The sequence below is a fragment of the Spongiactinospora rosea genome, assembly GCF_003315795.1.
In the GTDB taxonomy this organism is placed as follows: Bacteria; Actinomycetota; Actinomycetes; order Streptosporangiales; family Streptosporangiaceae; genus Spongiactinospora; species Spongiactinospora rosea.
In genome coordinates this window covers 119,823-139,522 of the sequence record NZ_QMEY01000006.1, presented here as the reverse complement: position 1 = coordinate 139,522, position 19,700 = coordinate 119,823, and the positions used below count along the sequence as shown (strand labels likewise).

Here is a 19,700-nt window from a genome sequence, read left to right as displayed (position 1 = left end):
CAGCGGGCCGCACCATGGGACCGGTGTTCCCGGCCGACCGGGGGGCGCAGCCGGCGACGTCGGCCCGGCCACCGGGCGCGGGCGGCTGTCCGGCCCGCGCCGGATGCGTGTTCAGGACCGCCTCGGCCGCCGGCCGGGAGCCGTCTCCAGCACCTGACCGGCCTCGGCCCGCTACGCCGCCGAGGCCGGCCCCGTCCGGCGCCGGGACCGCGTCAGAGGCCGCAGACCTCGGCGAGGTCGGAGTTGCCGGTCTCCTTCTTCGACGAACCGGGCGTGGGGGACTGGTCCGGCGCGTTGGCCTTCGGCGCGGTGGTCGGCCGCCTGGTGCCGCCGGTGCCGGTCGCGCCGGGTGAGGCGGTCACGTCCGCCGCCAGGGCGCGGCGGTTGCCGCGTGTGGACTGGCGCAGCGCGTTCGTCACGGTACGGCGGACCTTCATCCAGTCCACGTTCCCCGGCCAGAACTGCGGCGGCACGAACTGCGTGCTGGTGATCTTGGCGCTCTTCACCCTGAGCGCCAGTTCCACCAGGTGTTCGAGCAGGGGGCGGGGGATGTCGGTGCTGGCCAGCCGCTTGGTCGCGGACGCGATCTTGTTGAAGTTGGCCAGTACGACGTCGGGGGTGGCCTGCTGGGCGAACGCCCCGATCACGCACCGCTGGCGGGCCATCCGGGAGAAGTCATCGCTGTTCACGCGCGAACGGCCGTACCACAGGACCTCCTCGCCGGACAGCTTGCGAAAGCCCGCCTTGATGGTCCCGGCGGTGCCGTACAGGCCGCCCCACTTGATGTCCTGCTGGACCCGGATCTCCAGGCCGCCGATGGCGTCCACGAGGTCGGCGAAGCCGTACATGTTGACCAGCGCGAAATAGTCGATCTTGAGGCCGAGCGTGTGCCCGATCGCCTCCTTCAGCGCCCTGGGCCCCTGATGCTTGGCCCCCATCACCTGCGGATTGTCCTCGGCGAACTGCCACACCTCGTTCAGCAGGCCGCCGTTGGGGAGTTCGGCGAAGAAGCCGTTCGGGAACCGTTTGCCGAGCGGGCTGTGCGGGGGGAAACGGACGTGCTGCATGTTGCGCGGCAGGCTGAACATGACCGTGTTGCCGGTCTTCACGTCCACGCTGGCCACCGTCATGCTGTCGGTCCGCACGCCGGTACGGTTGCCCGCCGCGTCCCCGCCCACCAGCAGGAAGTTGACCCGGTCCCGGCCGTTCCACGGGTCCTCGTGCTTGATCGGCGCGGTGGACTGGTGGGTGCCGGAGTCGAAGATGACGTTGACCGCGTTACGGGCGGCGATGGCGGCGTTGGCGGCCACCGCGAAGGGGGCGACCACCACGACGCAGAGCAGGCCGACGGCGACGCCGGAGAGCATCTGACCGGCTCTGTTCAGCCGGGCGGGCTTGAGGGTGACGTACGACGTCACGATCAGGGCGAACCACAGCAGCGCGCCGGCCACGGCCAGGATCGAGGCGGTCAGCATCGTGCTGTCGCGGAGGAGGAGGCCGACGTTGTTCAGCATGATGACCGCGATCACGGCGGCGCTGAGCAGCAGCAGGCCGAACGCGCCGAGCAGGATGTAGCCGATCCGCCGCCGCCCGGCCCGCAGGTGCGCGGCGCCGGGTACCAGGGCCGACAACGCGGTCCAGCCGACGATCGACGCGGCGCTCATCCGCTTGGCGAACTTCGGCCCGCCCCTGCTCTCGTCGGCACCGCCAGGGTCTCCGGAGCCACCGGGTCCGCCTGGGCCTCTTCCTCCGGCGCCACCAGGGCCGCCGCGGCCTCTCCCATCGGCCTGCCCCGCGCCTTTGCCGCCTGTTCCACCGGGGCCCGTTGCGCGCCCGGGGCCTCCCGGCCCAGGCGGTACCGCGTGGCCCGCACCGCCCGGCCCCGCTCGGCGTCCGCTCCCTCTGCCGCGCGGGCCATCCGCGTCCGCGCCTTCCGGGGGGCCGGGCGGCCCTGGCGGGGGGCCGGCGTCCGGGCCTTGAGTACGTGGGCGTCCTGCCGGGCCGCGCCCGCGGCGGCCGTCCTGCCCCCGGGAGTCATCTTCGGCGCGTGACGGGCGGCGGACCGCGACCGTGGGTTCACTCGGCCCGACGGGGCGGCCCTTCCCGGGCCCGGACGCGCCCTCTCCCTCACGCCCGACCGCCCACATGGTGCCCGTGTCGGGCGCGCCGGACGGGGGCGGGTCGCCAGGACCGGGGCGTTGGTCCTTGGCGTCGAGCGCCCCCGGCGGCATGGTGAACTGGCCGGTCTCCGGCGGTTCGTCCTGTCCGCCGGGCTGGACGCCGGGAGCGGGACGCTGCGCGCGCTGCCGTCCGCCGGTAGGTCGCCGCCGGGGGCGCCGTTTCCCGCCGTCGTCCGCGGGATCCCCCGATGACTGCCCATGGCGCATCGTCACACCGCTCCCTCGTCGTCATATGTTCCTGGCCGAGCCCGCCGGCCCGGCTGGGCGGCCGGGTCATGGTTCCGGTTGGATGCTTGACCAGGCCAGACCTGTCCTTGGTCCCCCGCTGTCCGGGAATTGTCCTGGATTCTACGCCCCATACCTGGACAACACCGACAGATGGCTAACCACTCATGAATAGCCCATTAATCTACGAGGTTGTGTTGGGCGGCGCCAGCCACGTGTTGCACTGGAACGTCCTGTTCTTCTCATAGCCCTGCCGGAACCACCTGCCGTTGTTCGGCGGCGATCCGTGATCGCGGGGCCTGCCCGGCCAGTCGCCCACCCGGGAATGGAAGAAGTACAGAACGCGGCGGCGCGCGGGCGGCACCGGGTATGTGGCGGAGGCGGCCCGCATGAACATCCCGGCGAAGCAGGTGGCCTGCAACTCGAAGCGGCGGCTCAGCGCCAGCTTGCCGCTGTCGCTGGTGGAGGCCAGGGTCTTGGTCCACCACGAGTCGCTCAGCCCGGACAGGTGCTGGACATGGTGGCCGTACTCGTGGGCCATCATGCTGATGATCCCGCCGTGCCAGGAGGTCGTCTGGCCGTACCCCTGGGCGTTGCCGGACCCGCGCGCCATCGCCGAGGTGGAGGCGTAGATCGTCGTGTTGCGCGGGCAGTAGTACGGCACGATGCTGCCGGGGGAGGGGTAGTCGCCGCAGGCGCCCCGGCCGCTCCTGGCCGCGATGGCGTAGCCGGGGCGGTGCCACTCGATGCCCTGCTTCGTGAGGACCTGCGACCACACCCGGTCCATGCACTGCGAGGTCTTCAGGATCAGCGCCTTGAGTTGGGCGTGGTTGTAGATGTTCGCGCCGCCACCGGGGCAGTTGGCCGCGGGCAGGCCGCCCGCCCGGTAGAGGGTGTTGTTCTGCAACGTCCGGTTCAGGGCGGGCCGGGAGCGCCGGGCCGAGCCCGTCGAGTCGGTCGAGTCCGTCTCCTGGGTCCGCCGGGTCTCAGTTTCGGTCCGCTCCTCGGTACGGCCGCGCTCGGTGGGCCGTTCGGTCTCCTCGAAGGTGGGCGGCGTGTAGGTGGGCAGGGCGATAGGGGAGGTCCGGTCCCGGTCGCCGAGGGAGCCCACCACGGCCGCGAGCACGACCAGCACCACGAACAGGCCCGCGATGCCGCCGATGACTCCGAGGACCACGGCCACGCCGCCCCCGCCCTTGCGCCGCGGGCCGTGGTGGTGGCGGGGCGGCGGGGGATGGGCGGGCCCTCCGTACGGGCGTCCGGGCGGCCCGGGGTGGCGCCCCTGCTGCCGTGGAGTGAACGGCGGCTGCGGGGGACGGCCCGCGTACGGCCCGCCGGGAGGCGGCGGCGGGTATCCCACGGGGGAGCCGGGTGGGAACGGCGGTCGCCCCGGATCGGCCCTCGGGACCGGATGCCCGGGAGCCGCCGGTGGGTACCCGGGCACGGGCGGCGCGACCGGATGGCCGGGGCCCGCCGGATAAGGGCCGCCCGCATGACCGCCGGCCCCATGGGGACCGGCCGCCGGGCCGCCGTGGGGGCCGGGGGGCGGAGGGTGGGGGAACGGGCCCTGGCCGCTTCGGTACAGGCCGGGAGGCGTGGCGTCGGGGCCGTCGGCGGGGCCGTAGAGGCGGGTATGCCGCTGCCGGCCGTCGTCGTCGCCCGAGGAGGGGAAGGGCTGTTGTGGCGGCGGGGACGAGGGTGGCGGCGGTGGATACTGTCCGTTGACTGCCAAGCTGTCTTCCCCTTACCCCGTTTGTCCTGACCGGGACAAACCAGCCGGACCTTTACCGTATTTGGGGCAGAAGCATACTGATTTATCACCCGTCACGAATGTCGGCCTGATCCGTTACTCAGTGAAATCGTGCAAGGTGATCTCCGCAATGTGGCGGACCGATCAAGGCACTGTGTCCTAGCTTCAAAGCATGAATCTGCAGCAGCTCCGCTACGTTGTGGCGACTGCGGAGCACCGCACCATGACAGACGCCGCCAGGTCTCTGTACATCGCGCAACCCGCGCTTTCCCGCGCGATCAGGGACCTGGAGCGTGAACTCGGAATGACGTTGTTCGCGCGTTCCGGTCGTGGCGTGGTCGTCACGGCCCAGGGACGCCGGGTCGTCAAACTCGCGAAGGAGGCATTAGACGCCGTTCATGAGATCGAGTCGCTGGCGGGGCACGGCCGTTCGGCCGACACCGACCTTCGGATCGCGCTGACGCCGAGCCTGGAGCCGGCGCTCGCCACGCGACTCCTGCCCGCGTACGCCGAGCGGAACCCCGCGGTACGCGTGCACATCGTGCGCTGTGACGGACGTGACGGTGTGGTGAGCGCCGTCAGGGACCAGCGGGCCGATCTCGGCCTGACCGACCTGCCGGTCCCGGCCGACCTGATCGGCCATCCGCTGGAACGCCAGGAGATCGTGCTCGTCTCCCCTCCTGGCCTCGACCTCCCCGACACGGTGCCGATGGCCCGGCTGACCGGCATGCGGCTGGTGCTCCCCAAGCGGGGCAGCGCCAGGCGCAGGGAGTTCGACGCGATGTTCGCCAAGTACGGCGTGCGGCCGGTGACCGCCGCCGAGACCGACGAGCGGGGCAGCTCGCTGGCCCACGTCCGCGCGGGGTTGGGTTCCCTGCTCGGATACCGCGGGCTGACCGAGCAGGCCCTGCGCGCCGGGCTGGTGATCCGTTCGTTGGACCCACCCGTCCGGCGGGTGATCGCCATCGTGCACGCCCGTCGCCGCCTCCCCCTGATCGTCCAGGACTTCCTGGCGCTCGCCGAGGGGGGCAGCGCGGCCTAGCGCCGCCGTCTCATCCAGTGGGAGCGTTCCAACGCTCAGCAGCAGTACAGCAAGCCGGTGCCGGGTGGGGCGGCACCGCCGGGCGCGGGCTCCGCGCCGGGATGACGTTCTCCCGGTCGGCGTCGAGCGGCGGACGGCACGAGCCGGACCGCGTCGCCCGTGATCGATCCCGCGGTTGTCGTCACTGATCCTGCGGGCCTTCCAGAACCGCCTCCCTGACCGCCCCGTTGACCGCCTTATCGACCGCACGCCCGGCAGGCCGGGACGCCGGTCCGGCGTAGAGCGCGGGGACGGTCGTCAGCGGCAGGCGTACCACCGCCCGCAACCCCTGCCCTGCTCCGCCGTCTTGAGAGCCACCCTCCTGAGAGCCGCCCGCGGACTCCAGATGGACGCTGCCGCCGTGGGCCCGCACGGTCTCGCGGACGATGGCCAGGCCCAGCCCCGCGCCGCCCTCGTCGCGGCTGCGCGCGGTGTCCAGCCGGGTGAAGCGGTCGAAGACGCGTTCCCGGTCGGTCTCGGGGATGCCGGGGCCGTCGTCGGTGACGGTGAGCAGCGCCGCCGTACCCTCGGCGCGCAACTCGACCGCCACCCCGGCCTGGGCGTGCCGCACCGCGTTGTCCACCAGGTTGGTCAGCACCCGGCCCAGGTCGAGCGCGTCGCCGGTGACCGACAGGCCGCCGTCCACGACGGCGCAGGAGACCGTGACCGGGCTGTCGGCGTAGCGTTCGACGCCCTGGCGTACCAGCCCTTCGAGGTCCACCGGCTCGCGGCGGGCCGGGATGCCGCCGCGCTCGTCCAGCCGGGCCAGCGCGAGCAGGTCCTCGGCCAGGCGGGACAGCCGCATCGCGTCCTCCAGGACGCCCTCGGCGGTCTCCCGCCAGTCCTGGCCCTCCGGATGCCCGAGCGCGACCTCCAGTTGCAGCCTGATGCTGGCCAGCGGGCTGCGCAGCTCGTGGGCGGCGTCGGAGACCAGCGCCCGCTGCCGGGTGTCGGCCTCCTCCAGCCGGGTGAGCATGTCGTTCAGTGTCCTGGCCAGGCTGTGCACCTCGTCGTGGGCCTCGGGCACGGGCAGCCGCCGGGAGCGGGCCGTGCCGGAGATCTCGGCCGCGCCCCTGCGCAGCGCGGAGATGGGCCGCAGCGTGCCGCCGACGACCATCCAGCTCACCACGGCCAGCAGGACCACCAGGAGCGGCGTGCCGAACAGCAGCACCTGCGTCGCGGCGGCCAGGCTCTTCTCCACCTCGGCGATCGAGCGCGCGGCGATCACCACCCGGCCGTGGTCGGCGGACACCGCGACAACGCGCAGCCGCCCGGGGATGCCGTAGGGGGCGCCGTCCAGGTCGCGGGCCCGGTCGGACCTGATCGCCTGGGCGCGGGCGGTGGCGCTGAGCAGCGGTACCAGCCGGTCGGTGCCGACCGTGGCGTGCATCACCCGCCCGCCCGGCTCGATGACCTGGATGAGCGTCCCGTCGGGGTTGCTCAGCTCGGGCGGCAGCCGCCCGGCGTCGGCGTCGGCGCGCACCCGGTTGGCGCGCTGCAGGGCCGAGTCGTCGACGGTGGCGGTCAGCGACCTGCCGAGCAGCCCGAGCAGCACCCAGGCGGAGATGGCGAGCGCCAGGGCGAGCACCGCCGCCGCCGCGGCCGTCACCCGGAAGCGCAGGCTCTTACGCCGCCACCAGCGCCCGGCCGAGCCCGGCTCAGCCGCCATCGCCGACCAGCCGGTAGCCCGCGCCGCGCACGGTCTGCAGGGCGCTCCTGCCGAACGGGACGTCGATCTTCCTGCGCAGGTAGCCCACGTACACCTCCACCACGTTGGGGTCGGTGTCGAAGGTGTCCCAGACGTGCTCAAGGATCTCCGACTTGGAGACCACCTCGTCGTGGCGGCGCAGCAGGAACTCCAGCAGCGCGAACTCCCGGGGCGTCAGCTCGATCTCGGTCCGCCCCCGGGCCACCCGCCGGCTGGCCGGGTCGAGCTCCAGGTCGCCGGATCGCAGCACGGCGGGGCGGCGGCCCGCGCCGCGCCGCAGCAGCGCCCGCAGCCGGGCCACCAGCACCACGTAGGAGAACGGCTTGGTGAGGTAGTCGTCCGCGCCGAGGTCCAGGCCGTCGGCCATGTCGTACTCGCCGTCCTTGGCGGACAGCATCAGGATCGGCACCCAGTTCTCCTCGGCGCGCAGCGTCTTGCAGACGTTGTAGCCGGAGATCCGCGGCAGCATGATGTCGAGCACGATCACGTCGTACTGGCCCTGCCTGGCCATGTGCAGGCCGTCCTCGCCGTCGTGCGCGAGGTCCACGGCGAACCCCTCCGCGGAGAGCCCCCGCTGGAGCGCGGCGGCCATCCGCCGCTCGTCCTCGACGACGAGAACCCGCATCCGATGACCTCCTGAAACCGCACGTGTCCCCCCATCCTGGTCAATCCGGCTGAGACCGGGCTGAGAACGCTGAGAGATCTCTCAGCCTGAGACACCTCTCAGTCTGTCTCAGCTTGGGCACAGCGACGACCGCGCAGGCTTCGTTGTGACCGGCCGCCCATCCGCGGCCGGCGACATACGGTTAAGGAGTGAGATGTCGTCCAACGTTCACGACACGGGACCGCTCAGGGAGTCTCGCAAGTCCAGGGGCCGTGCCGTGAGGTGGGGTGTGCCGATCGCCGCGGTCGCCGTGATCGCCGCGGCCGTGGGCACCGGGCCGGTCATCGCGGCCGTGCGGGGCACTCCGGCCCTGCCCGACCGCACCGCCGGGCAACTGCTCGCCGAGGCCGCGGGCGCCGCCCGGTCGGGGCAGTTCCCGCCGATGTCCGGCACCGTCCTGCAGACGTCCTCCCTCGGCCTGCCCTCCATGCCCGCGCAGTCCGCCGACCCCACCTCGCCGCTGTCGCTGCTGACCGGAGCGCACGAGTTCAAGGTCTGGTACGGCGGCGCCGGCCGCCAGCGGGTCGCCTTCCTCGGCCGGATGAGCGAGACCAACCTGATCAAGAACGGTGACCGGGTCTGGCTGTACGAGAGCGGGGGCAACAAGGCCACCAGGCTGAAGGTGGCCGACTCCCTGCTGGCGGGCGAAGAGCGCGGCCGCAAGCATCCGCTGGGCGGGCGGGCGGTGCCCACCGACCTGACGCCGCAGGCGCTGTCGGCGCAGTTGCTGGACGCGATCGACGAGCACACCGCGGTGGGGGTGAGCAACGACGTGAAGGTGGCCGACCGCGCCGCCTACCAGCTCACGTTCGCCCCCAAGTCGCCCGACTCGCTGGTCAAGGAGATCAGGGTCGCCTTCGACGGCGAGACCTACGTGCCGCTGCGCTTCCAGGTCTATGCCAAGGACTCGATCGAGCCGGCGTTCGAGACGGGCTTCACCTCGGTGACCTTCACCCCGCCCGCGCCGGAGAACTTCACGTTCACCCCGCCCGCGGGCGCGAAGGTGACGCAGGAGACCATCGGCGACAAGGACGTGGAGAAGGCCGAGGACCGCGCGCTGCGGCGGCTGGGCCACGGCGGCGAGGACAAGGCGGGCAAGGAGGGCAAGGAGTCCAAGGACGGCGGCAAGGCCGGTCCGTCCGCCCCGGACACGGGCGAGATCACCGTCCACGGCAGCGCCTGGACGAGCGTGATCGAGGCGCCGCTGCGGACCTCCGACCTCACCGAGAAGCCGCGCGACGGCGCCGGGAGCGAGGTGGCGGGCTTCGGCGAGGCCGTGCTGTCGGCGGCCAAGCCGGTCAGCGGCGCCTGGGGCAACGGCCGCCTGATCCAGACCAAGCTGATCACCGTCCTGCTGACCGACGACGGCCGGGTGCTGGCCGGCGCGGTCGGGCCGCAGGCGCTGTACGAGGCGGCCGGCCGGAAGTGAGCACCATGACGCCGGGAGAGACACCCCTCCTGGCGGGGGAGCGCGACATCGCGGGCCCGGCGAAGGCCGGGCCCGCGGGGCCGCGCGGCGAGTTCCGGGAGGCGCCCGAGGCGGCGTCCCCGTCCCCCGGCCAGGGCACCACCCGCGGGCACGTGATCGTCACCCGCGGTCTGACCAAGCGCTTTCGCAGCGGGCAGGTCGCGGTGGACACCCTCGACCTCGCCGTGCCGCGCGGCTCGGTCTTCGGGTTCCTCGGCCCCAACGGCTCGGGCAAGACCACCACGATCCGGATGCTGCTCGGGCTGGTCACCCCCTCCGGCGGCGACTGCGAGCTGCTGGGGGTGCCCATGCCGGGCGGGCTGGCCGAGGCGCTGCCCCGGGTGGGGGCGGTCGTGGAGGGGCCCGCATTCTACCCCTATCTGAGCGGCGCGGCCAACCTGCGCCGCCTGGACGCTGCGGACCCGTCGGCCGACCGGCGCACCGCCCGCGAGCGGATCGCCCTGGCCCTGGACCGGGTGGGACTGGCCGCCGCGGCGGGCAAACGCTACCGGGCCTACTCGCTGGGCATGCGCCAGCGGCTGGCCATCGCCGCCGCGCTGCTGGGCCCGCGCGAGCTGCTGATCCTCGACGAGCCGACCAACGGGCTCGACCCGGCGGGCACCCGCGAGGTGCGGGCGCTGATCCGGCAGGTGGCCGCCGCGGGCACCACCGTGTTCGTCTCCTCCCATCTGCTGTCCGAGGTCGAGCAGATGTGCACGCACGTGGGCGTGATGCGCACGGGCCGCCTGGTCGCGCACGGCCCCATCGAGGAACTTCGAGCAGGGCGCGAGCCGCGGATCAAGGTCGAGACGCCGGACGTGGGCCTGGCGGCGGGCGTCCTGGCCGGGCTGGGGCTGGCCGACCCGCGTTCCGGCGCGGGCGAGGTGAGCGTGGCGCTCGGCACGGCGGCCCCCGACCTGGTGTGCGCGGCCCTGGTCACGGCCGGGGTGGCGGTACACGGGCTGGCGGTCCTGCGGCCGAGCCTTGAGGAAGTGTTCGTGGGCCTGACCGGGGAGGGCTTCGATGTCGACGGTTGAGGTCCCGGCCGCCGGGACGGCGACGCCCACGGGAGTGGCGGCCGATCGGGAGCGGGCCGCCGCGCGGGCTCCCCGGGCGGCCGGAAGCGTGTGGCGGCTGCTGGGCTCGGAGCTGGGCCTGACCTTCCGCCGCCCGCGCAACCTGGCCATGCTCGGGGTGCTGGCCGCGGTGCCGGTGGTGATCGGCGTGGTGCTGCGCACGCTCGGCGGCGATGACGAGGTCGCGAGCGAGATGGTCCTCATGGTCGCGGGCAACGGGCTGGCCCTGGCGTTCGTCTCGCTGTACGTGCTGGTGCCGCTGCTGCTGCCGCTGATCGTGGGCGTGGTCGCCGGTGACGCCATCGCCGGGGAGGCGTCCATCGGGACGCTGCGCTACCTGCTGACCGCCCCGGCGGGGCGGACCAGGCTGCTGGCCGTGAAGTACGTCAACGCCGCGCTGTTCGGGCTGGCCGCCACGGCGGTGGTGGCGGTCTCCGCGCTGATCGTGGGCCTGGCGCTGTTCCCGGTGGGGCGGGTGACGCTGCTGTCGGGCAGCACCATCCCGCTGGCGGAGGGGCTGTTGCGCATCCTGGTCGCGGTCGGCTACGTCGCGGCGGGGATGGCGGCGCTGGCCGCGCTCGCGCTGGCCTTCTCCACGCTGACCGAGGCGCCGATCGGCGCCATCGCGGCCACCGCGGTGATCCTGATCATCTCTCAGGTGCTCTCGGCCATCCCGCAGCTCGCCCCGCTGGACCCGTACCTGCTGACGTCGTGGCTGAACGACTTCGACGGGGTGCTGCGCGATCCGGTGGCCACCGAGGCGATGACCCAGGGGCTGCTGGTCTTCCTGTGCTATGCCGTGGTGTTCGGCTCGATCGCCTGGGCGCGGTTCGGCGGCCGGGACATCACGGCCTGAGCGGCGCGGGACCCTTCGCTCCGGGAGGGTGGCGAAGGGCCCCGCGCTCGGCCGGCGTCAGGCGCGTGACCGCCGCAGGCCGAACAGCCCGATGACGGTGCCGATCACACCGGCGGCGATGCCGACCCCGGCGAGGATCCGCGCGGTGTTGTCGGAGCCGCCGGTCCCGGCGCCGCGCACCGCCACGGCGGCCATCGAGGGGGTGGCCGCCGCGGCCGGGCTCGCCGCGGGCGCGCCTTCGGCCGCCGCCGGGACCAGCTTGAGCACCGGCGCCGGGCGCTCCGGCTCCGAGCCGTCGGCCTTCGGCTCGTCGTCCCACTCGACGACCTCGCCGGAGGAGTAGGTCTGGGTCGCGGGGAAGATCAGCCGGTCGGTGTCCTTGGGCATGAACCCCATGGACACCTCGAACTCCTGGAACTGCCCCGCCTCGATCTTCCCGCCGGACCAGGTGATCTTCGTGACCGCCTCGGTGATCTCGCCGTGCTCGGTGGTGACCGGCTTGGCCAGTTTGCTCTCGTGCACGTCCACCTTCCAGCCGCCGACCGGACGTACCGAGACGAAGGGGAGCGGGTGGTTGATGGGCAGGTGGACCTCGACCTTGGTGGTGGCGGCGTCGTCCCGCTCGTTGGGGACCCGGAACGCGACCTTGGTGAACCCGCCCTGCTCGGCGCTGCCCGGGTTGACGGTCACGTGGGCGAGGGCGGGCACGGCCAGCCCGACGGTGAGGGCGGTCGTGGCGGCGGCGAGCGCGGCGGCGCGGCGCAGGACGGCGAGGCGCCGGTGCGGCTTCGGGGACATCGTGGTTCTCCACTTCGGGAACGTAGGGGGGCACGCCGCCGGCATCGGTGGCCGTCGGCGTGGCGAAAAGGGAAAGGCGCGTCAGAAGCGGGGGAGTGGAGGGCCCCTGCGGGCGACCGCGCCGTGCAGTGGGCCGCGACCGGGAACGGCCCGCGGCTCGCGGGCCGGGAGCGGCACGGCGAGCGGCCCCCGGCCAGTGTACGGCGGCGCGCCGAGCAGCCGGGCGAGCGCCGCCGCGCCCGCGCGGCGGGCGGCGGCGCCGAGGTGGCGCAGCACCGACCACAGCACGGCCTCGCCCCGGGCCAGCCAGAGCCCGGTGATCAGCGAGGCGGCCAGGTGGGCGACGAGCATGCCGAGGCCGGTGCCGCCGGGCCCCTCGTGCGGGTGCGGGTCGGCGGCCGAGGGCTGCGGGGGCAGGCCGATGTACTCGTGCGGGGTCAGCGAGGAGGCCGCGCCGGAGGCGAACGAGAACAGCTCGTGCAGGCCGAGCTGCAGGCCCATCAGCACGAGGCTGATGGTGCTGGTCGAGCGCTCCCGCCCGGCGAGGGCCAGCGCGGTGAGCAGCGCCCCGCCGCCGCCCGCGGCCATCGCCCACGGAACCGGCCCCGCTCCGCCCGCCAGCCGGTGCCCGAGGGCGGCGAGGATCACACAGACGGCGGAGAAGGCCGCCGCCCGCGTGCAGCGGAGGGGTAAGCGGGCGCCCATGTGAGGCACATGTTCTCACGCCGGTCGCCCGCCCGATACGACGCGCCCTATATCAGGGGATGCCCGGGTTTGCGGAAACTTGTACTGGTATGCAGAGATCGGCTGACCGCCCGAGGCATTGCGGTTTAGGGTTGCGGCGATCGTTCAATCCGATTCGCGATACCTGTTCGGCACGCGTCATGCTCGGCGTGACGGGACGCTAGGTGGTGACCATGCGGCATTTCCTGGGCCTGCTTCTCGGAATCGTGCTCACCGCGGGGATCTTGGGCGGGGCCGGCTGGGCCACGGCATGGGCGATGGGGGACGGGCACATCGCGCCGCTGGCCTCCGGCTCGGAATTGTGGACCGCGCTCGGCGTGATGGCGGGCGTCGGGCTCGTCCTGGGCCTGGTGGTCGCCGGGCGGGTCTCGCCGCTCGCCGCGTTCGTCCCCTCACTCGCGCTGCTGGCCTGGACGGTCGTGTACGCGCTGGACATGAACCGGGCCATCTCGCTGATCCCGGTCGGCCACTCGACGCACCCGGTGGTGGCCCAGATGGCGAACGGCTGCAAGTTCCTGCTCGCCTCGGGCGTCTTCACGCTGCTCGGCGTCCTGCTCTTCATCCCGGTGCTGCTGCCCTCCCGCTGGGCCGGCCGCCACGAGGAGGAGGAAGAAGAGGAGGACTACGAGGAGTCGCAGCAGGGCGCGTACTACTGACCTGCGCCCATTGACCTGCGCCTACCGATCTGTACCTATTGATCTGGGGCCTGCGCGCCCCTGGCGTACAGGCGGGCCACCACGTCCTCGATGGAGGACTCCTCCGGCGCGGTGGCGCGCAGGTCGTCGATGCCGCCCTCGAAGGCCAGCCGCCCGTGGTCGATCAGCATCACCCGGTGGCACAGCCGCTCGATGTCGCCCATGTCGTGGGTGGTCAGCAGCACGGTGGTGCCGCGCTCGGCGTTGAGCGAGCGCAGGAAGCCGCGCATCGCGGCCTTGCTCACCACGTCGAGCCCGATCGTCGGCTCGTCCAGGACCAGCACCCGCGGGTCGTGCAGCAGCGCGGCGGTGATGTCGCCGCGCATCCGCTGCCCCAGGCTGAGCTGGCGGACCGGGGTGCGCAGGAACTCGCCGAGGCCGAGCAGTTCGGTCAGCTCGTCCAGCCGCCGCTTGAAGGCCACGCGATCTACTTTGTAAAGGTGCCGGATCAGTTCAAAGCTGTCCCGCAGCGGCAGGTCCCACCACAGCGTCGTCCGCTGCCCGAAGACCACTCCGATCCGGCGGGCCAGCGCCGTCCGCCGCCGCGCCGGGTCCAGCCCGGCCACCTGGATGCGCCCTGAGCTGGGCGCGAGGATGCCGGTGAGCATCTTGATCGTGGTGGACTTGCCCGCGCCGTTGGGCCCCAGGTAGCCGACGAACTCCCCGGCGCGCACGGTGAAGCTCAGGTTCTGGACGGCGTGCACCACCCGCCGCTCGCGGCGCAGCAGCCCGGTGCGCCTGCTGATCGTGAAGGTGCGCCCGACCTCCTGGACCTCGATCATCGGGGCCTGCCCGGCCGGTGTCGTCGTGGTCATCGCCTGCTCAACTCCCTGTCGATCGGTAACGGCGGATTCCGGCGCGCCAGGCCAGCACCGCGACCAGGGCAAGGGCCAGGGCGGCGAGCGGGGAGGCGTAGCGCAGCCAGTGCGGCAGGCCGAGCGGGTCGCCCCGGCCGAGGACCAGCAGCGCGGGCTGCCAGTTGACGAACGCGAGCGGCACGATGAACGTCACCGCCCGTACCAGCTCCGAGCCGTAGACGCTGAGCGGGTACTGGGTCAGCGAGGACCCGCCGTAGGTGAAGGCGTTGGCCACCTCGGGCGCGTTGATCAGCAGGAACTGCACCGCGCCGGCGATCGCGAAGATCGACGTGAAGATCGCCACCCCGCAGACGATCATCACCGGGATCATCCAGGCCCGCGACCACGGCACGTCCAGCCCGCCCAGCGCCAGGCCCAGCACGACCGCCGCCTGGGTGATCCTGCCGAACCGCTGGACGTTGAAACGGTCCACCGCCATCTGCAGGAACGCGGCGGCGGGACGGATCAGCATGACGTCGAAGCTGCCCGCCTTGATGTGCGTGCTCAGCCGGTCGACGTTGCCGAACAGCATGTCGGCCACGGCGAAGGACACCCCCGCCGTGCCGTACAGGAACATCACCTCCGGCAGGGTGAACCCGCCGAGCGTGGTGGTGTGCGAGAAGATGACCCAGATGGCCAGGATGTCCAGGGCGTTGACGGTCAGCGAGCCCAGCGTGAGCAGCGCCAGCGACACCGGGTACTGCGCGGAGGCGCGCATCCAGGTCCAGGCCAGCAGCGCGTAGACCCTAACCACCCTGGATCACCACCTTGCGGCGGGCCGCGCGGGTGAGCAGCGCCCCGAGCGCGAGGATGACGGCCGCCCACCCGGACTGGAAGGCCAGCGCGCCGGCCACGTCGGTCTTGCCGAGGTAGACGTCGGCGGGCACCTGGACCATCGCGGCCCAGGGCAGCGCGTTGGTGACCGTGCCGAGCCAGCCGGGCATGATGTTCAGCGGCACCACCATGCCGCTGAAGAAGAGGCTGAGCACCAGGGAGACCTGGGCCGTGCCGCGGTCGTCGAGGATCCAGCAGGCCGACAGGTCCACCAGGTAGCGCAGGCCGAAGCTGACCACGATGCCGAGCAGCATGCTGAGGGCGAAGGCCGCCCAGGTCGCCGCCGAGGACGGGAAGACCAGGCCGAACAGCAGGGCGCCCACGATGGTGGGCGGGATGCTGCGCAGCAGGAACAGGTAGACGGCCCGGCCGAGGTCGTCGGCCAGCAGCCAGCCCTGCAGCGAGGCCGGGCGCAGCAGGTCGATCGCGGCGTCGCCGGACCGGATGCGCTCGGCCATGCCGAGGCCGCCGCCGAACAACTGCATCGGGCCGATGAAACCCTGGGTGAGGAAGCAGAAGGTGACGGCGTCGGTGACGTCGTACCCGGCCAGGCCGGGCCGCGCCTGCCACAGGGCGATCAGGACGTAGGCGCGCAGGATGCCGAAAACGGTGTTGGTGAAGGCGCCGGCGAGGGCGGCGGCGCGGTAGGCCGAGTGGCGGCGAAAGCCGTACCAGGCGATGCGGGCGTAGAGCTGGAAGACTGCCTCCCCGGGGGCACGCGCGGGCGCGGCGGCGCACGGCGGGTTGCGGACAAGCGTTCCATCGTGCCGTGACCTGGGTCGGCGGGCAACTCGGTTTCGGCCTCGCCCGCGTGATGCCGCGTTTGCGGGGTAGCGGACTGCAGCGGACATCCGGTCCGGACGAAGGCCCGTGACCGGGCGCGGGGAGAGGGGACCGACGCGACGGCGGAGCGGCCCGCTTCGCCGGAAGTGCCTTCATGGAGGTTCGGCATGCGGTCTGACATCGACGTGGACGTGTCCCCGGACTATCCCGTGAGCTGGCAGGCCGCCGCGATGAACGCGCTGATGCGGGGCACGATGAAGCCGATGTCCAGCCTGTTGCTGCGGCATCCGGCGGCGCTCACCGTGGCCTGCCGGGCGGTGGAGCTGGCCCAGCACCTGCCGGGGCGGCTGCCGGAGGACGTGACGGTGACCGAGGAGGGCATCGGCGCGTGCGGCGGTGAGTGGGTGCGCACGGCGGACGGCGCCCCCGATGGGGGGTCGGCGGGGAAGAGGGCGGTGCTGTACTTCCACGGCGGCGCGTACTTCATCTGCTCGCCCGCGACCCACCGGTCCATCACCTGGCGGCTGTCGGCGGCGGCGGCGCGTCCGGTGCTCGCGCTGGACTATCGGCAGGGGCCGGTGCACACGCTGGCGGAGTCCCTGGAGGACGCGCACGCGGCCTACCGCTGCCTGCTGGATCGCGGGTTCGCCGCGGGCGACATCGTGCTGGCCGGGGATTCGGCGGGCGGTCATCTGACGCTGGCCACCCTGCTGTCGCTGCGCGACCGCGGGATGCCGCTGCCCGCCGCGGGGATCTGCCTGTCGCCGTGGGCGGACCTGACCGACACCCCGCGCCGGTTCAACCGGTGGATGGATCCGGTGCTGCCCGTCGGGCGGGTGGAGTGGCTGGCCCGGCGCTGGACCGACGGCCTGGACCCGCACGATCCGCTGGTGTCACCGGCCTACGGCGACTACAGCGGCCTGCCGCCGTTGATGATCGTCACCGGCTCGACCGAGGTGCTGCGGGACGAGGCCCGCCGGGTCGCGCTGCGCGCCCGCCGCGCGGGGGTGCCGGTCACCTACGAGGAGTGGCGCAGGATGCCGCATGTCTTCGCGTTGCTGGCCGACGTCCTGCCAGAAGCGCGGCTGGTCTTCGGCCACATCGCCCGTTTCCTGGGCGCGGTACCGGTTGCGGCGGCGGCCGGACGGTCCGGCTGAACCGGACGTCTCGGCCGGATGCCGGGCCGGGATGATTTGCCCATAGGCTTCCGGACGTGGTGAGCGACTCATACCGGCGTTGGTGGCCTCCGCGCGGTGTGCGCGCGGATCTGCTGATCGCGGCCGGTATCGCGGTGGCGTCGGTGGTGGCCGGGGTCGCCGGCGCGCCGGGTCCGGCGTGGCCGTACGGCTTCGGGCTCGCGCTGGTGGCCGCGGCGGCGGTGCCCGCCCGCCGGCGGTGGCCGGTGGGGGCGTCGGTGGTCGTGCTGGCGGCGACGCTGGCCTATTTCGCGCTGGGCAACCCGATGAATCCGATGGTGCTGGCGTACATGGTGATGCTGTACACGCTGGCCGAGGTGCGGGGGATCGCGGTGTCCGCGGTGTTCGTCGTGGCGGTGGTCGCCGGGCTGGTCTGGTCCGAGTCGGCGGAGGACTCCCAGGGCGACATCTTCCGCGCGGTGGGCTGGCTGCTGACCGCGGCGGCGGCCGGCGCGGTGGCCCGGCAGCGCAACAGCACGATCGCGCAGGCCGAGCGGCGGGCCCGCGCCGAGGAACGGCTGCGCATCGCCCGTGACCTGCACGACGCGCTGGGGCACCGGTTGTCGCTGATCAACGTCCAGGCCGCGGCGGCGCTGCACCGGCTGGGGGAGCACCCCGAGCGGGCGGAGTCGGCGCTGGCCGCGATCAAGGAGGCCAGCCGGGAGGCGCTGGGCGACCTGCGCGCCACGCTGGGGATGTTGCGCCAGGCCGACGAGCGGGCCCCCACCGGGCCGCCGCCCGCCGTCGCCCCGGCCACGCTGGAGGCGGCCGAGGTGGGCGGCGCGGAGCGGCCGGGGATGGCGGCGCTGGACCGGCTGATCGCCGGGGCGCGGGAGACCGGCCTTGCGGTACGGCTGCGCGTGGAGTGCGGCCGGGCGGCGGTGCCGGCGCTCGCGCCCGAGGTGGACCAGGCCGTGTACCGCATCGTGCAGGAGGCGCTGACCAACGTGACCCGCCACTCGGGGGCCGGTTCGGCGGCGGTGGAGATCGAGTTCGACGACGGGAGCGGGCAGGTGACGGTTCGGGTGGACGATGACGGGTCGGCCGTTCCCGGGCCGCCCGGGCACGGGATCCGGGGAATGCGCGAACGCGCCGCGGCGCTGGGCGGCGAGCTGGCGACGGGGCCGCTGGCGGGCGGCGGGTTCGGGGTCAGCGCCCGGCTGCCGGTGCGGGGGGCGGGATGATCCGGGTGCTGCTGGCCGATGACCAGACGCTGGTCAGGGCCGGTTTCCGGTCGATCCTCACCGGCGAGGACGACATCGAGGTGGTCGGCGAGGCGGGCGACGGCGAGGAGGCCGTGCGGCTGGCCCGAGAGCTACGCCCTGACGTGGTGCTGATGGACATCAGGATGCCGCGCCTGGACGGGCTGGAGGCCACCCGCAAGATCGTCTCCGACGGGCGGCTGGAGTCGGTCCGCGTGGTGATCCTCACCACGTTCGAGCTGGACGACTACGTCTACGGGGCGCTGAAGGCGGGCGCGGGCGGGTTCCTGGTGAAGGACACCGAGCCGATGGAGCTGATCCACGCCGTGCGCGTGGTGGCCCGCGGCGACGCGCTGATCGCCCCGTCGGTCACCAGGCGGCTGATCGCGGAGTTCGCCGGGCGGGTGCGGCGGCCCGCGCCGGGGCCGGAGTTCGCGGCGCTGACCGAGCGGGAGCGCGAGGTGATGACGCTGATCGGCTCGGGCCTGAGCAACGACGAGATCGCCGCCCGGCTGGTGCTCAGTCCCGCCACGGTCAAGACCCACGTGAGCCGGATCATGACCAAGCTGCGGGCCAGGGACCGGGCGCAGGTGGTGGTGCTGGCGTACGAGGGGGGCCTGATCACGCCGGGCTGGCTGGGCTGAACCGACCGGCCGCGTCCGGGCGCCCGGCGGGCACCGCTTATCCTGCATCGGTACCGAACCCCGGATGAGGAGGGCCGATGGGGGAGGAGATCGTCCCGGACAGGGCCGGCGCGGCGCTGGAGCTGTCCGGCGTCGGAGTGCGGGTGAGCGGCCGGTGGCTGATCGGCGAGATCGACTGGCGGGCGGGGTACGGCGAGCACTGGGTGATCCTCGGCCCGAACGGCGCGGGCAAGACCACGATGCTGTCGGTGGCCGCCTCGGTGCGCCATCCCACCACCGGTACGGCCCATGTGCTCGGACATCGGCTGGGCCGGGTGGACCTGCGTGAGCTGCGCGGGCACATCGGCCTGGTCGCGGCCAGCCAGGGCCTGGTCGATGAGGCGCTGATGGAGGAGGAGCACGCCACCGCGCACACCGTGGTACTGACGGGGCACACCGGCACCGCCGCCCCGCTGTGGGACCGCTACGGCCCGGCCGAGCATGAGCGGGCGCACCGGCTGCTGGCCGAGCTGGGCTGCAAGGACCTCGCCGAACGGCCGTTCGGGGTGTGCTCGCAGGGCGAGCGGGCCAGGATCCGCGTGGCGCGGGCGCTGATGGCCGACCCGGCGATCGTGTTCCTGGACGAGCCGTCGGCCGGGCTGGACCTTCCGGCCCGCGAGGACCTGATCGTGGCGGTGGAGGATCTGGCGCGGGCCCGCCCGGAGCTGACGACGGTCACCGTGACCCATCACCTGGAGGAGGTCCCGGCCACCACCACGCACGCGCTGCTGATGCGCGAGGGGCGGGTGCTGACCGCCGGGGCGGTGGGCGAGGTGCTGACCGGGGCGTGGCTGTCGGAGTGCTTCGGCCGCCCGCTGGCCCTGGACCGGGTGGAGGGCCGCTGGTACGTGCGCGCGCTGCGCGTGTGAACGGCTCCGCCTGCGCGTGTGAACGGCTCCG

General features: G+C 73.3%; 20 protein-coding genes. 10 read left to right on the top strand and 10 right to left on the bottom strand.

All coding sequences use genetic code 11. The features are described 5' to 3' along the window. Positions 1–212 precede the first annotated feature (212 nt). Both DP939_RS16825 and DP939_RS16820 read right to left on the bottom strand, forming a co-directional pair. Positions 213–1,664: an LCP family protein gene (locus DP939_RS16825; RefSeq protein ID WP_113981651.1), complete on the bottom strand. Its 1,452-nt coding sequence runs from the start codon at positions 1,662–1,664 to the stop codon at positions 213–215. Beyond that, positions 1,661–2,038 carry a hypothetical protein gene (locus DP939_RS16820; protein ID WP_113981650.1) on the bottom strand — a complete coding sequence of 126 codons (378 nt, stop codon included), beginning with the start codon at positions 2,036–2,038 and terminating at the stop codon, positions 1,661–1,663. The genes DP939_RS16825 and DP939_RS16820 overlap by 4 nt, the downstream gene beginning before the upstream one ends. 160 nt (positions 2,039–2,198) lie before the next feature. Here DP939_RS16820 and DP939_RS46205 point away from each other — a divergent pair, with 160 nt between their 5' ends. Continuing rightward, complete coding sequence (locus DP939_RS46205; protein ID WP_158578598.1) at positions 2,199–2,372, top strand: hypothetical protein; 174 nt, start codon at positions 2,199–2,201, stop codon at positions 2,370–2,372. A gap of 217 nt (positions 2,373–2,589) precedes the next feature. Here DP939_RS46205 and DP939_RS16815 read toward each other — a convergent pair whose 3' ends face one another. After that, on the bottom strand, positions 2,590–3,765 hold the full coding sequence (locus DP939_RS16815) for a neutral zinc metallopeptidase (protein WP_113981649.1): 1,176 nt from the start codon (positions 3,763–3,765) through the stop codon (positions 2,590–2,592). Positions 3,766–4,327: 562 nt separating this feature from the next. On the opposite strand from DP939_RS16815, the gene DP939_RS16810 reads away from it, so the two are divergent. Further along, a complete protein-coding gene (locus DP939_RS16810; RefSeq protein ID WP_113981648.1) occupies positions 4,328–5,197 on the top strand; it encodes a LysR family transcriptional regulator in 870 nt (289 codons plus the stop codon). A gap of 181 nt (positions 5,198–5,378) precedes the next feature. Here DP939_RS16810 and DP939_RS16805 read toward each other — a convergent pair whose 3' ends face one another. After that, entirely contained in the window at positions 5,379–6,905 is a 1,527-nt protein-coding gene (locus DP939_RS16805) for a sensor histidine kinase (RefSeq protein WP_113981647.1), read from the bottom strand. Next, positions 6,895–7,569 carry a response regulator transcription factor gene (locus tag DP939_RS16800; protein WP_113981646.1) on the bottom strand — a complete coding sequence of 225 codons (675 nt, stop codon included), beginning with the start codon at positions 7,567–7,569 and terminating at the stop codon, positions 6,895–6,897. The genes DP939_RS16805 and DP939_RS16800 overlap by 11 nt, the downstream gene beginning before the upstream one ends. A 268-nt stretch (positions 7,570–7,837) precedes the next feature. Here DP939_RS16800 and DP939_RS16795 point away from each other — a divergent pair, with 268 nt between their 5' ends. Genes DP939_RS16795 through DP939_RS16785 form a run of 3 tightly spaced genes read left to right on the top strand, consistent with a single transcriptional unit; the run spans position 7,838 to position 11,008 of the window. Next, positions 7,838–9,037, top strand: a complete 1,200-nt coding sequence (locus DP939_RS16795; protein WP_225878297.1) for a LolA family protein — start codon at positions 7,838–7,840, stop codon at positions 9,035–9,037. Positions 9,038–9,042: 5 nt separating this feature from the next. Then, positions 9,043–10,113, top strand: coding sequence for an ABC transporter ATP-binding protein (locus tag DP939_RS16790; RefSeq protein ID WP_113981869.1), 1,071 nt, complete (start codon positions 9,043–9,045; stop codon positions 10,111–10,113). After that, on the top strand, positions 10,100–11,008 hold the full coding sequence (locus DP939_RS16785; protein ID WP_113981644.1) for an ABC transporter permease: 909 nt from the start codon (positions 10,100–10,102) through the stop codon (positions 11,006–11,008). The genes DP939_RS16790 and DP939_RS16785 overlap by 14 nt, the downstream gene beginning before the upstream one ends. Positions 11,009–11,065: 57 nt before the next feature. Here the strand turns inward: DP939_RS16785 and DP939_RS16780 are convergent, their stop codons facing one another. Continuing rightward, a complete protein-coding gene (locus tag DP939_RS16780) occupies positions 11,066–11,806 on the bottom strand; it encodes a YcnI family copper-binding membrane protein (RefSeq protein ID WP_113981643.1) in 741 nt (246 codons plus the stop codon). Between the two features lie 81 nt (positions 11,807–11,887). Next, positions 11,888–12,511, bottom strand: a complete 624-nt coding sequence (locus DP939_RS45450; RefSeq protein WP_147268024.1) for an MFS transporter — start codon at positions 12,509–12,511, stop codon at positions 11,888–11,890. Between the two features lie 212 nt (positions 12,512–12,723). On the opposite strand from DP939_RS45450, the gene DP939_RS16765 reads away from it, so the two are divergent. Beyond that, on the top strand, positions 12,724–13,206 hold the full coding sequence (locus DP939_RS16765; RefSeq protein ID WP_113981640.1) for a hypothetical protein: 483 nt from the start codon (positions 12,724–12,726) through the stop codon (positions 13,204–13,206). 35 nt (positions 13,207–13,241) lie between these two features. On the opposite strand, the gene DP939_RS16760 is transcribed toward DP939_RS16765, so the two are convergent. From DP939_RS16760 to DP939_RS16750, 3 genes are read right to left on the bottom strand one after another with little or no spacing between them, the layout of a single operon-like run. After that, positions 13,242–14,027: an ABC transporter ATP-binding protein gene (locus DP939_RS16760; protein ID WP_113981868.1), complete on the bottom strand. Its 786-nt coding sequence runs from the start codon at positions 14,025–14,027 to the stop codon at positions 13,242–13,244. A 40-nt stretch (positions 14,028–14,067) separates the two neighbouring features. After that, positions 14,068–14,856, bottom strand: a complete 789-nt coding sequence (locus DP939_RS16755; protein WP_113981639.1) for an ABC transporter permease — start codon at positions 14,854–14,856, stop codon at positions 14,068–14,070. Next, entirely contained in the window at positions 14,849–15,787 is a 939-nt protein-coding gene (locus DP939_RS16750) for an ABC transporter permease (protein ID WP_113981638.1), read from the bottom strand. The genes DP939_RS16755 and DP939_RS16750 overlap by 8 nt, the downstream gene beginning before the upstream one ends. Positions 15,788–15,886: 99 nt before the next feature. Between DP939_RS16750 and DP939_RS16745 the strand changes: the two genes are divergently transcribed. From DP939_RS16745 to DP939_RS16730, 4 genes are all read left to right on the top strand, one after another. Beyond that, the gene (locus tag DP939_RS16745; protein ID WP_113981637.1) at positions 15,887–16,876 is read left to right on the top strand and encodes an alpha/beta hydrolase; all 990 of its coding nucleotides are present in this window, start codon (positions 15,887–15,889) and stop codon (positions 16,874–16,876) included. Positions 16,877–16,932: 56 nt separating this feature from the next. Further along, positions 16,933–18,099 carry a sensor histidine kinase gene (locus DP939_RS16740; RefSeq protein ID WP_225878296.1) on the top strand — a complete coding sequence of 389 codons (1,167 nt, stop codon included), beginning with the start codon at positions 16,933–16,935 and terminating at the stop codon, positions 18,097–18,099. Beyond that, positions 18,096–18,761, top strand: coding sequence for a response regulator (locus DP939_RS16735; RefSeq protein WP_113981636.1), 666 nt, complete (start codon positions 18,096–18,098; stop codon positions 18,759–18,761). Before DP939_RS16740 ends, DP939_RS16735 begins: the two co-directional genes overlap by 4 nt. A 77-nt stretch (positions 18,762–18,838) precedes the next feature. Continuing rightward, positions 18,839–19,669 carry an ABC transporter ATP-binding protein gene (locus DP939_RS16730; protein ID WP_113981635.1) on the top strand — a complete coding sequence of 277 codons (831 nt, stop codon included), beginning with the start codon at positions 18,839–18,841 and terminating at the stop codon, positions 19,667–19,669. Positions 19,670–19,700 lie beyond the last annotated feature (31 nt).